General features: G+C 45.8%; 12 protein-coding genes. 8 read left to right on the top strand and 4 right to left on the bottom strand.

What is annotated here, in order from left to right; genetic code table 11:
- The first annotated feature begins 279 nt into the window (after positions 1-279).
- Entirely contained in the window at positions 280-1005 is a 726-nt protein-coding gene (locus tag ACLFWI_RS16545; protein ID WP_446413827.1) for a phosphate/phosphite/phosphonate ABC transporter substrate-binding protein, read from the top strand.
- A 130-nt stretch (positions 1006-1135) separates the two neighbouring features.
- On the opposite strand, the gene nrtS is transcribed toward ACLFWI_RS16545, so the two are convergent.
- Positions 1136-1366: a nitrate/nitrite transporter NrtS gene (gene nrtS, locus ACLFWI_RS16550; RefSeq protein WP_446413833.1), complete on the bottom strand. Its 231-nt coding sequence runs from the start codon at positions 1364-1366 to the stop codon at positions 1136-1138.
- 151 nt (positions 1367-1517) lie between these two features.
- On the opposite strand from nrtS, the gene ACLFWI_RS16555 reads away from it, so the two are divergent.
- The 5 genes from ACLFWI_RS16555 to ACLFWI_RS16575 all read left to right on the top strand — a co-directional run bounded on the left by ACLFWI_RS16555 (position 1518) and on the right by ACLFWI_RS16575 (position 6830).
- A complete protein-coding gene (locus tag ACLFWI_RS16555) occupies positions 1518-2987 on the top strand; it encodes a glycoside hydrolase family 13 protein (RefSeq protein ID WP_446413828.1) in 1470 nt (489 codons plus the stop codon).
- 288 nt (positions 2988-3275) lie between these two features.
- Entirely contained in the window at positions 3276-3923 is a 648-nt protein-coding gene (gene hpf / locus ACLFWI_RS16560; RefSeq protein ID WP_446413829.1) for a ribosome hibernation-promoting factor, HPF/YfiA family, read from the top strand.
- Positions 3924-4303: 380 nt separating this feature from the next.
- A complete protein-coding gene (locus ACLFWI_RS16565) occupies positions 4304-5884 on the top strand; it encodes an ATP-binding protein (protein ID WP_446413830.1) in 1581 nt (526 codons plus the stop codon).
- Positions 5885-6009: 125 nt separating this feature from the next.
- Positions 6010-6321 (top strand): carbon dioxide-concentrating mechanism protein CcmK, encoded by a 312-nt coding sequence (locus ACLFWI_RS16570; protein WP_006099036.1) that lies wholly within the window; start codon positions 6010-6012, stop codon positions 6319-6321.
- Positions 6322-6470: 149 nt separating this feature from the next.
- On the top strand, positions 6471-6830 hold the full coding sequence (locus tag ACLFWI_RS16575) for a carbon dioxide-concentrating mechanism protein CcmK (RefSeq protein WP_446356939.1): 360 nt from the start codon (positions 6471-6473) through the stop codon (positions 6828-6830).
- Positions 6831-7106: 276 nt separating this feature from the next.
- Here ACLFWI_RS16575 and ACLFWI_RS16580 read toward each other — a convergent pair whose 3' ends face one another.
- The 3 genes from ACLFWI_RS16580 to leuB all read right to left on the bottom strand — a co-directional run bounded on the left by ACLFWI_RS16580 (position 7107) and on the right by leuB (position 9280).
- Positions 7107-7481 carry a DUF433 domain-containing protein gene (locus tag ACLFWI_RS16580; RefSeq protein ID WP_446408243.1) on the bottom strand — a complete coding sequence of 125 codons (375 nt, stop codon included), beginning with the start codon at positions 7479-7481 and terminating at the stop codon, positions 7107-7109.
- A 350-nt stretch (positions 7482-7831) separates the two neighbouring features.
- Positions 7832-8098, bottom strand: coding sequence for a hypothetical protein (locus tag ACLFWI_RS16585; protein ID WP_446408244.1), 267 nt, complete (start codon positions 8096-8098; stop codon positions 7832-7834).
- Positions 8099-8188: 90 nt separating this feature from the next.
- Positions 8189-9280, bottom strand: coding sequence for a 3-isopropylmalate dehydrogenase (gene leuB, locus ACLFWI_RS16590; RefSeq protein WP_446408245.1), 1092 nt, complete (start codon positions 9278-9280; stop codon positions 8189-8191).
- Positions 9281-9582: 302 nt separating this feature from the next.
- On the opposite strand from leuB, the gene ACLFWI_RS16595 reads away from it, so the two are divergent.
- Both ACLFWI_RS16595 and ACLFWI_RS16600 read left to right on the top strand, forming a co-directional pair.
- Positions 9583-11289 carry an ABC transporter permease gene (locus tag ACLFWI_RS16595; RefSeq protein WP_446413831.1) on the top strand — a complete coding sequence of 569 codons (1707 nt, stop codon included), beginning with the start codon at positions 9583-9585 and terminating at the stop codon, positions 11287-11289.
- 106 nt (positions 11290-11395) lie between these two features.
- Positions 11396-12310 carry a glycine betaine ABC transporter substrate-binding protein gene (locus tag ACLFWI_RS16600; protein WP_446413832.1) on the top strand — a complete coding sequence of 305 codons (915 nt, stop codon included), beginning with the start codon at positions 11396-11398 and terminating at the stop codon, positions 12308-12310.
- Positions 12311-12447: the final 137 nt, after the last annotated feature.

A 12447-nucleotide genomic window follows, 5' to 3' on the forward strand; every position in this document is an offset into this window, starting at 1 on the left:
GTTTAGGGAATCTGTAGGGGCGGGTTTAGGGAATCTGTAGGGGCGGGTTTAGGGAATAAATTCAGATATTCACCGATAACGTATAAACAAAACCCGCCCTCCTCACCGATAACGTATAAACAAAACCCGCCCTCCTCACCGATAACGTATAAACAAAACCCGCCCTCCTCACTAAAAGCAATAATTCACGTTCCTGATTGGGTCAAATTTCCATGAAAAAAGGAATCAGAGGAAGATAATAATCGTCTTCCGCCAATGCACCTAAAAAATAGACCCTCCATGAACAAGTTAACCCTGATGATCTGTCCCCACGATACAGCTAAGAAACCGGATCGATGGTTTCGCTTTATCCAGTATTTGAATAATCAGCTTGATGTCAACGTACATTTAGAGGTTTCGCTGGATTTCCAGGATTTTCATCAACATCTCGATCAAGCCGATATCGTCTACGCTAACCCGGCTGATAGTATCCGTCTGCGGGAACAAGGCTTTTCTGCGGTGGTTCGTCCGCTCAATCTCTATGATGAAGTGGTGTATATTGCCAATCAGGATATCGCCAATCCAACCTTAGATTCGCTGCACGGGGAAACTCTTGCCACTGTCAAAAGTATGCTACCGAGTAAGGTGGCTTTACATAGCCTCAAAGAAAAAGGAATTTCACCTGCACAACTGTTGGATAAATCCTCCTGGTTAGGAGTTATTAATAGCGTGTCCAAAAACGAAGCCCCTTTCGGCATTGTCTATAAAGACACATACCAGGAACTCTCACCCAATACCAAGGCGATGGTTAATGCCTTTGCTGAATCGGAGGAAAAGGTCATCTTTCATGGTATCCATGTTAGTCCCAATGCCATGGATCATAAGAGTGAATTAGAACGTGTTCTTTTAGAGATGAATACAAATCCAGCCGGAAAAGACGTGTTGCAAGAACTCAATATTGAAGGATGGTGTAAAACTACGTCCGCAGAAATAAGCACAACTAAGGAAATTATGATGGCAGCTTAAACTATTAACTCAATCCTCTTCACGGGGATTGGGTTGATCATGCTACCGTTTAATTAAATCTACGACTTATGACAGATGACATCTGGATAACATCTGCATTATACATTTCCTATTCCCTGACAAAATTCCATCATCGTTGTCGAGAGCGACTAATATATTGCCCATGAATATTCACTCCATAAGGAATCAGGTAGGTGAGGAATCCAGAAATCCAGCGATCGCGTGTCATCTTGCCCTGTACGGCAGCATTACCATGATTAATCAGAAATAGAATAGAACCAACCACAGCAGCTACCTTAAGCGCTGTTGGCATTAGCTCTTTGTCAACCAGTGCCGCACAGTAGTCCTTGAGTGGTTTCATCATTGGCACAATTGAGACATCATTGAAGTTCGTTACATAAGTTCTTCTTTGGCTTAAAGAGAGTTTTCGGGTAAAATATTAGCTTCATAACATAAATCGTATTTAGCGAACCATACTTGTACTCTAGTAGAGAAGAGCTAGACCATTATCAATGCAGATTCAGACGCCAGATTGGGTGAAGCACGCCGTCTTCTATCAAATATTTCCCGATCGCTTTGCCAAAGGCAATCCACCCCATTCGCAAGTGGCTAAAACCCTTCCCCTAGAACCCTGGGATGCCCTGCCCACTTTACAAGGCTATAAGGGTGGAGATCTTTGGGGCGTAATGGAAAAACTAGATTATTTGCAAGATTTAGGCATTAATGCCGTTTACTTTACCCCCATTTTTCAATCGGCCAGTAACCACCGTTACCATACTCACGATTATTATCAGATCGACCCCCTATTAGGGGGGAATGGTACATTCATGAAACTTTTGGAAGAATGTCATCAGCGGGAGATGAAAGTAGTCCTGGATGGTGTATTTAACCATGCCAGTCGCGGCTTCTTCTTCTTCAATGACATTCTCGAAAATGGTCCTTATTCGCCGTGGTTAGATTGGTTCAAGATTGAGCGCTGGCCCCTATCAGCCTATGATGGCAACAAACCCGCTAACTATGTCGGTTGGGAAGGCAATCGGGCGTTACCCGAATTCAACCATGATAATCCCGACGTGCGGGAATATATTATGCAGGTTGCCGAATATTGGATTAAACTCGGCGTCGATGGTTGGCGCCTAGATGTCGCGTATGAGATTGAAGCGCCAGGATTTTGGCAAGAATTTCGCGATCGCGTCAAAGCCATCAACCCAGATGCTTATATTGTGGGCGAAGTTTGGATGGACTCGCGTCAGTGGTTGGATGGGACGCAATTTGACGGGGTAATGAACTACCTGTTCACCGGACCGACTATTGCCTTTGCTGCTGGCGATCGCGTGATTCGGGAATACGTCGAACAACCCTCTTACCAACCCTATCCTCCCCTAGATGCACCAGGTTATGCGGCTAAAATCGAGCATCTGTTGCAGCTATACCCCTGGGAAATTCAACTCACCCAACTCAACCTGCTAGCCAGTCATGATACCGCCCGACTACTATCCATTGCTGAAGGAGGGAAGAAAAATCCCGCCGCTGAAGCGATCGAAAGTGTTAAGCTGGCTACACTATTACTGTTTACCTTTCTCGGTGCCCCCAGCATCTATTATGGCGATGAAGTGGGGTTACCTGGCGCATTAGATCCAGACTCCCGCCGGGGTTTTCCCTTAGAATCTCAATGGAATCAAGAGATTCTCGATTGTCACCGTCAGCTTATTGCCCTGCGTCATAATCACCCCGCGCTGCGTACAGGTAGCTACAAGGTGCTGTTGGCTGAGGGAATGACGTATATCTTTGCCCGCCAACTGGAGGCAGATGAGTTAATTATTGCCGTTAATGCCGGAACCACAACCGCCCAAGTTCAGGTTGAGGTGCCGCCAGAGTTATCACCAAGCCATCAAATCTTGTATGGTGACGCCAGCTTCACCTGGAATCAAAACCATTTGGCGATAGACTTACCGCCTCGGACAGGTTGTATTTTGGGTTAATCGCTGCGGCGGTGAGCCTACCTCTGTCCAAGGGAGTCCGAATAGCCGCCCACCACTTGATTCATGGTTCATCGCCCGTCGTTGATGGCAATGAACCATGAACCATGAACCATGAACCATGAACGTACCCCCTTAGTCGAGTAAAAGTTGCAGTTTTGTAAAGTATTGCTGCTTACATCCGGAAGTCACCACAGTCAGTCCTACAATAGAAGTATCCTCCAAGAGCAACTAAGACCAGCCCTAGCTCTGCTCTATTACGACACAATAGTACAGGACGGAGTAGTCAGTATGAAGCTTGTTATCCAGGGCAAGAACATTGAAATCACTGATGCAATTCGAGAATATGTTAATCAAAAGATAGAAAAAGCGGTCAGTCACTTTCAAAATATGACGACTGAGGTAGACGTGCATCTCTCTGTTGCCCGTAATCCTCGGATCAACACGAAGCAAACTGCCGAAGTTACCATTTATGCCAATAAAACCGTAATTCGGGCCCAGGAGAGTAGCGAAGACTTGTATGCCAGTATCGATCTGGTTGCCGATAAGATTCAGCGTCAACTGCGTAAATATAAAGAAAAGCAGCAAAAGAAAACTCAGACCCAACCGAAAACGGGTGCAGTCATTCATGAAGCACCTGTGGTCGAGGATTTAATTGGCGATCGCACTCCCGAACTGCCCACAGAAGTCGTGCGGATGAAATATTTTGCCATGCCGCCGATGACGATTGAAGAAGCCATGGAACAGCTGCAACTGGTCGATCACGACTTCTATATGTTCCGGAATGCGAAAACTAACGAGATTAACGTTCTCTATGAACGCAATCACGGCGGATATGGTGTGATTCAGCCTCGCAATGGCAATGGTCATACCAATAATACCAATGGCAAGACTGCCCAGAATGTTGAGGCGGTAACTGATACATCAACCGTTACATAACATCTGTTATCGAACTTGTCCTCTCTTGATTCTCCCCCGAGTGGCAGACGGGGGATTATCTCATTGGTCATTGGTCATTGGTCATTGGTCATTCGTCATTCGTCATTTGGTCATACTCGCTTCGCGAGAAGCAAGCTACGTCATTTGGTCATTCGTCATTTGTCATTTGTCATTTGGTCAGGGCGGGTTTTGCAGCCAAGCTAAGGAAAACCATCAATATTAGTCCCTAAACCCGCCCCTACACACAGATACACCATGGTACGTTTTTACCATAACTGTCCTCATCTCCCCCATCTCCCTCATCTTCCCCATCTCCCCCATCTCCCCCATCTTTGGGATTACCATTGAGTTGAGACTTTCGTACATAGAGGAATAGTGGCGTGGCAAGGGCAAAAATTCTAGTTGTCGAAGATGAAATTATTACTGCTCAAGCCATTGCTGGTCAACTCAAACGACTGGGTTACGATGTGGTGGATATCGCCAATTCAGGTATAGCCGCCCTCGCTAAAGTCGCGGAAAATTGTCCAGATCTGGTGTTGATGGATATTGTTCTCAAACACCGAGACATGGATGGAATTGAAGCCGCCGAGCAGATTCGCAACCAATTTAAAATCCCTGTCATCTACCTGACGGCTCACTCAGAGGCGGCTACCTTGGCCCGTGCGAAAGTTACAGAACCATTTGGCTATATTGTCAAGCCCTTTAATCAACGCGATTTAGGGATTACCATCGAAATCGCGCTTTATAAGCATCAAACTCAACAGCAGTTAATCGAACGCGAGGAATTTCTCTCCACGATTCTCGACTCAACCCATGATGCGGTAGTCGCAACGGATGCAATGGGCGGCATTACTTATATGAATCCTATCGCCCAAACCGTAACCGGTTGGTTGTCTACTGAAGCGATGGGCAAACCCATTACTAAAGTCGTGCAAATTCTCGATGAAGCCACAAATACAGTTGTGGAAAACCCAGTGATGCTACTGCTGCGGGGTGAACCTGTCTTGAATCAAGGACATAATCGCCTGTTAATTGCCAGAGATGGAACCAAGACGCCAATCGTAGATCATGTTTCCTTAATGCGTCCCAACGATGACGAGATCAAGGGTGCGGTTTTAGTATTTTGCGATATCAGCGAACGCCGTCAAGCCCAAGCCCTAGAACTGGAACGGGTTAAACTGGCAACGGAAGTCGCCGAACGCCAAAAAGCCGAAGCCGAAATTCGCAAAGCCTTAATCGCTGAACAGGAATTGAGTGAACTGAAATCTCGGGTTGTGGCAATGATTTCCCACGAATACCGCACGCCCTTGGCGGTAATTTTAACCTCAACGGAACTCCTGAAACGCTACAGTACTCAATTATCACAAGAGAAACAACAAACCTATTTAGACCGGATTCAAATGGGCGTCAAGCAGATGGCTCAGCTTGTGGAAGAGGTTCTTACGTTTAATAAAGCCCAAGCTGGTGAACTTCAGTTTAATCCCGAACCGTTGGATTTGGAAGACTTTTGTCTGCAATTGGTAGATGAACAGCGACTGATGGTTGGCGATCGCTATACGTTGACCTATAATCCTCAACTCTCGTCTGGTGAAGCGGAGTTGGATAAGCAGATGCTACGACATATTGTCACCAATCTCCTCAGCAATGCGATTAAGTATTCTGCCAAAGGCACTACGGTTTCCTTGTCCCTACGCCGCGAGGATGACACCCTGATCATCCAGGTTCAAGATCAAGGGATTGGTATTCCTGAATCGGAGCAACCGCGATTATTTTCCCCTTTTTTCCGCGCCAGCAATGTCAGCACAATTGCCGGGACGGGGATGGGATTGTCTATTGTTAAAAATTGTGTAGATTTGCATCAGGGGGAGATTGCGATCGCAAGTGAGGTAGGCAAAGGGACAACGGTGACGGTGACGTTACCTGTCAACGCCAAGCCATCGTCCGCAGATGCGACCCATTAAGACGTATTAATTGATTAAGTTTTATCCCATCTAAAAAATAATCTATAATTTCGCCTCAATGGGTGATCAAGCCTCGTACAATATAGTTTGATAGAATCTTTTGAGGTGGAGGTAACAGAGCAATCATGCCCGCAGCCGTTGGGACGATTGAAACGTTAGGGTTTCCCGGGGTACTTGCCGCAGCAGACGCCATGGTCAAAGCTGGCGCGGTTACCCTGGTGAAGTTTGATCGCAATGAAAGTGGTCGCTTTATGGTCAGCGTTCGGGGCAAAATATCTGAAGTTAAGGTAGCTGTAGATGCGGGTCTAGAAGCGGTGGAGAAAACACACGGCGCTGAGATAACCGGTTACTACATCATTCCTAATCCCCACGAAAATGTTGACACCGTTCTACCGATTGAATATACCAGTCAAGTTGAACAGTTTCGCTCATTTTAACTGAGTAAGGGAAGGGTAAATGTTTCAGTGACTCTATGTCTGGTTCGCGATTAAAAGGCTAAAGACAAAGAGTATGTTTCTGAAAAAATACCCATAATTCGTAGAATAAGTTTTTGAGTTCATTAATTCATTGATTGAGGAGATTGGCAATGTCAATAGTAGCAGTTGGGTCAATTGAAACCAAGGGCTTTCCCGGTATATTAGCCGCCGCAGATGCTATGGTTAAAGCGGGTCGAGTGACTATAGTCGGCTATATCCGCGTTGGTAGCGCTCGTTTTAATCTGAATATTCGTGGCGATGTTTCCGAGGTAAAAACCGCCATGGATGCTGGAATTGCAGCCGTTGAAAAAACCTATGGTGCAACCTTAGAATCGTGGGTGATTATTCCCCGCCCTCATGAAAATGTGGAGTGTGTTCTGCCGATTGCATACACAGAAGAGGTTGAGCAGTACAGAGAAGCGGTTGAGAATCCATTAGTCCAAGGTAGAGGAAACGGGTTGCAACGTTAGGAAAATAAGGGAAAGTTTTGTCTCTGGTAGCTATATCAGGGCACGATATTATCGTGCCCCTACCGCATCTCAGGGATAATTTATTGATCCGATTGTACGTGGGTGATTTCCTCAAGTGGGCATATCGCCAAACAACGCGGTCATTACTGTCAGTTGCTATTCCCGCTTCTTCCATTAACAAAAAGCGTATCGACAACAAATCCAGCCATCCTTCACTGGCTAAGGTTCCTTGTAATAGAACAACGTAACCCTCCAAATTATGGTCAACTAAAATGATCATGGAGTTAACCCAAGCTTTGCTTTCCAGGCTTGGAGTTTTCTATAAATCTCTTCCTGTCCGGGTTTTGCTGGTAAAGTGGCAATTCGTGCCAACCGCTGACGATTTTTTTCTGCCCAATAGTCCTGAATTGCCTGGGCTGTTTGCAAAACCGTTTGATATTCAGCGTCTACTTCACTACGATGGGTTTCAATGTAGGATAATGCAGCATCAGCTTGTTCTTGGGTTAAGGGTAACCAGTCTCGAATCAGCTTAGGAGACCATCCTGACGCGAGGTAATCCATGACATCGTAGAGAGTGATCCGGGTTCCTGCGATTGTTAATCCCCGTTCTGTACGGATGATAGCAGATTGTTTATTGGATGATTGAGTCATACCTATACCTTCTTTCTAGATTCATGTAGAGACACACCATGGCACGTCTATCAATTATCGGGGCAGGCGCGAGCTGTTTAATTTTGGAATTGACCGATAACCTCTTAACAAAACCTTGCCATTTATCACAAAAGCGGCTATTTAGTAGTGATTAGTTTTTTTAGAGATTATAGCATCGATTTAAAAAACTGGATTACTATATCGCGATTTCCAGTCTGATGCGATACATCGGTAAGAATGAATGCTATAGTAACAATAATTATTCATTTGATTTAACTCAATCTTCAACAGATAAATAGGGATGTCCCCCGACTAACTGCGTTAATTCCTCAACCTGAGTTGACCAATGACTAATAAATTTCTGCCTCAAGCTGACTCAGTGGTACAAAACACTCTTGAGGTAAAAGAATCGGTTTCGCCCGAAAAATCAACTTGCCACGATAAGTAAATCGGTCAATCGCCACACCCGTAGGACGTTGGGTCAGGTTAGGATGAACATCATAGTAGCTATGGTATATCTGCCGAGCGGCTCTGAGAAGACCCGGGTCTAACAACATCGGTAACCCTGTCCGAGTGTCTTGATACTCTTGTTGCCATTGCTGTGATGTGTATACCACCCGCCTAACCCTATTGTTTAATTCACCACCATGATTCTTGTCTGACGTTTCGCTGTAGAGCGAGTCGCTGCGCTCCTGGTTGACTTATACTTATGGCTGTTTGAGAATCTCAATCAAAGCATTTCCCATCTCCTGGCAACCGACAAGCGTCATTCCTGCTGACATAATATCCCCTGTACGGTTACCTTTCTCTAAAACTTTAAAAACGGCTTGCTCAATTTGGTCAGCCGCCGTTGGCTGATTCAACCCATAACGTAGCATCATAGCCGCACTCAACACTTGAGCCAAGGGATTTGCCTTATTTTGTCCAGCAATATCCGGCGCGGAACCGTGAACGGGTTCAAAAACGCCGGGTCCTTTTTCCCCTAAACTGGCTGAAGGTAACATGCCAATACTCCCGGTGAGCATCGCGGCGGCGTCAGAAAGCACATCTCCGAATAAATTGCCTGTGACAATCGTATCAAACTGCTTAGGTGCCCTGACTAACTGCATGGCAGCATTGTCAACATACAGATGAGATAACTCCACATCCGGATACTCAGTCGCTAATTGGGTGATGCGATCGCGCCATAATTGAGATACCTCTAGAACATTGGCTTTATCAACCGAACAGAGTTTACCCTGGCGTTTGCGAGCAGTTTCAAATGCCACTCGTCCAATGCGGTCAATTTCGGCTTCCGTATACGCCATCGTATTTACACCGCGCTTTTCCCCCGTTTCGGTGGTAAAGATACCCTTCGGCTGACCAAAATAAACCCCACCTGTCAATTCTCGCACCACCATAATATCCACTCCGTCAACCACCTCCCGTTTCAAGGTTGAGGCATCAATGAGTTGGGGTAAGATGGTGGCAGGTCGCAAATTGGCAAATAACCCTAATCCTGCTCGTAATCCTAACAAACCCGTTTCCGGGCGTTGATGGCGCGGCAGGTTATCCCATTGATAACCACCGATGGCAGCCAGTAAAACAACGTCGCTATGGCGGCATTTTTCCAGGGTGTCAGTCGGTAGGGGTTCCCCGGTAGCATCAATTGCCGCCCCTCCGATTAAGGCTTCAGTAAATTCAAAGCTCAGGTCGAACTGTGCGCCAATCACCTTTAACACATCTACCGCGACTGCCATAATTTCTGGACCGATGCCATCACCAGGCAAAAGGGTAATGCGGTAGTGCTGCTGTGCCATAACTTATCGTGTAATCTTGGGGACAATTTCAAAACGTGGACACCTGAACCTTATGACTGACCAGGCAGTCTCTTATCATAACGGCTAATTGACCCCCCTGACCGGAATCAATGTTTCAATTTTTGACTTTTGTCGGGAAAATGGGGATTGGGGATTGGGGAAGAGGTGATTGGTGAGGAGGAGAAGAACGAATTTTAGTGATGAGTTTTTGAGTATTCGCTCATCGGGAACGAACTGGAGGACGCACAAAACTTATCGAGTTAGAACAATATAAGCTTTTACCTACGGAGACTGAGATTACGATGGCACTGAATTTAGTTAACCAACTGGGTGAATGGAATCCCCAGTTATTTCGGGAAATCAAAGGACGGCTTAAACCCCGCAATATTTTAATTGCTGTCGCCATGTCTTTCCTGGGACAGTTACTGCTGCTGATGGCTTTTGCGGGTCAATTACCCGTGGCTAAAGATACCATGATGGTTTACAACCGTTATTGTACAGGTTCAACTCAGGAATATTCTACGATTCCAACCTGTCTATCCGATGGTTTGGGTGGATTTGTGATCAATTGGTCACTCTGGTGGCAGGATGTATTTTTGGGACTCAGCCTAATCGGTATTTTTGCCCTGTTAGTCGTGGGCATCTATATGCTGATTAGTGATTTGTCTCAGGAAGAACGTCGGGGTACTCTGAATTTTTTACGGCTGACTCCGGGTTCAACGCTGAGTATTTTAGGCGGCAAATTATTGGGAGTCCCCCTGTTACTGTATCTTGTCGCCGCCCTCGCCTTGCCCTTGCATCTGGTGGCGGGTATGGCAGGTGACATGGGTTTGAGTCAGATTTTAGCCTTCTATACAGTTCTAGGTGCTAGTTGCCTATTCTTTTTCAGTGGGGCGCTACTCTTTGGCTTAGTCGGTAATTGGTTGGGCGGTTTTCAAGCTTGGTTGGGGGGTGGTGCAATTCTCCTATTCCTATCGATTAGCACCAGCGTTATTGACGGGGGTATGACTCATTATCCTACCGATTGGCTGACCTTATTTAATCCGGCAATTTTGTTACCGTACCTGATTGATTCGAGTTCTCTAGATGTCGTTAATACTTATCCATACGGTGATTTTCGTGACTTGCTTTGGTTTTTTCTCCCCATCGGGAAAACAATCTGGATGATGGCGGGATTTGCTATTCTCAATGCGGGTTTATGGAGTTACGGGATTTGGCTGGGGTTAAATCGAAATTTTCACAACCCTAGGGCTACCTTACTGAGTAAGCGACAAAGTTATCGGTTAACAGCTTGCTTTGAAGTGATGATTCTCGGATTTGCCCTCAATCCTCAGGTGCATGAATGGAAAACTTATGGTGAAGGATTGTTTGAGAATCTGGAAATCCTGCTGGTGTTTAATTTGATCCTGTTTTTAGGGTTAATTGCAGCGTTGAGTCCCCATCGTCAGACGATGCAAGATTGGGCGCGTTACCGCCATGCCAAACGCTCGTCCCGCAAGGCTGGAATTATGGCAGACTTAATCTGGGGCAAAACCAGTCCTGCTCCTGTGGCGATTTTCTTGAATTTAGCGATCGCATCTGCTATTGTACTGCCATGGATTCTGCTGTGGTCGCCCAGTGAATACAAGACACCCGCGATTTTGGGACTATTAGTAACCGTCAGTCTCATTGTTTTCTATGCTTCAATTGGACAGTTGATGCTCTTGCTGAAAACACCAAAGCGGGCAGTTTGGGCAGCAACGGTGGTTGGTGGAATCATTATCTTACCGCCAATCATGTTCGGCTTTTTGTCCATGTACCCATCAGTAGAACCTGCGGTTTGGCTATTTTCGGCGTTTCCTTGGGCTAGCATCCAATATGCGGCGGGAACGTCAGTCTTCCTTGCCCTCGTTGGTCAATCCCTGGCTTTAGTCTTGTTGAATCTGCAACTAACGCGACAGTTGAAAAAAGCAGGTGAGTCTTCGACCAAAGCCTTGTTGTCTGGGCGGATGCCCTTAGAGATTCAGTAATTGAATCCTCATTCTATTGTAGAGACGTAGCATGCTACGTCTCTACTAACGTCAGCTAAAATTGTTTCGGCTAAACCCTTGGAAGGAAACCCAGAAAACCTGCATAATGCAAAAAATCCGTCAATTGGTAATTCTACCATTACTAACTCTTTTCGCGATCGCCACCCTCAGCAGTTGCGGTGGTGATAGTGCAGAATCAGGAGCGATTCGAGTTGGCTCAAAAGATTTTGCTGAACAATTTATCTTAGGAGAAATGTATGCGCTGGTATTAGAAGAGGAAGGCTTTCCCGTAGAACGCAAACTTAACTTAGGGGGGACTCAGGTGACTCATGAGAGTCTCAAATCGGGAGAAATTGATTTATATCCAGAATATACCGGGACTGGATTGATCACAATTTTGAAGCGTCCCCGGAATAGCGATTCCCAAGAAGTTTATAAAATCGTTTCCCAGGAGTATGCGGAACAGTTTAATTTAGAATGGCTGGAACCCGCTCCCATGAATAATACATACACGCTGTTTATGACCCCAGAGGATGCCGAACAGTATGGAATTGAAACTATTTCTGATCTAGTGCCTCAAGCTAATGAACTGAAGATGGTTGGCACCTATGAGTTTCAGGGGCGTCCTGATGGATTATCAGGGCTCAAGCAAGTGTACGGTAATTTTAAACTAGCAGAGTATAAAGCCGTGAACGCCGCATTGAGGTATCAAGCCTTGGCTCAAGAGCAAGCTGATATTGCTGTGGGATTTGCTACAGATGGAGAAGTCAGCGCTCTCAATTTGGTCAGAATTAAAGATGACAAAAACTTCTTTCCTCCTTATGAAGTTGCACCCGTTGTGCGTCAGGAAGTCCTAGAAGAAAACCCAGAAATTGCCAAGATACTCAATGAGCTTTCGGCAACAATTACAGATGAGACAATGCAACGTCTCAATTACCAGGTAACTGGGAAACAACGGGAACCGGGTGAGGTAGCGAAAGAGTTTCTCATTGAACAAGGATTCCTGGAATCTAATAACTAGGGTTAACTCTAGTTAAGGGTGGCTGAATCAGTATTGGGGTGAGGGGAGAGAACAGGGAACAGGGAGAGGTTGTTGTAGTGCGTTTAGCGAAGCCATGCCGCAGGCTTTGCGTCTCGCTCGCTATTGTGTCAGTTTTT

The organism is Coleofasciculus sp. (assembly GCF_046539235.1).
Taxonomy (GTDB): domain Bacteria; phylum Cyanobacteriota; class Cyanobacteriia; order Cyanobacteriales; family Coleofasciculaceae; genus Coleofasciculus.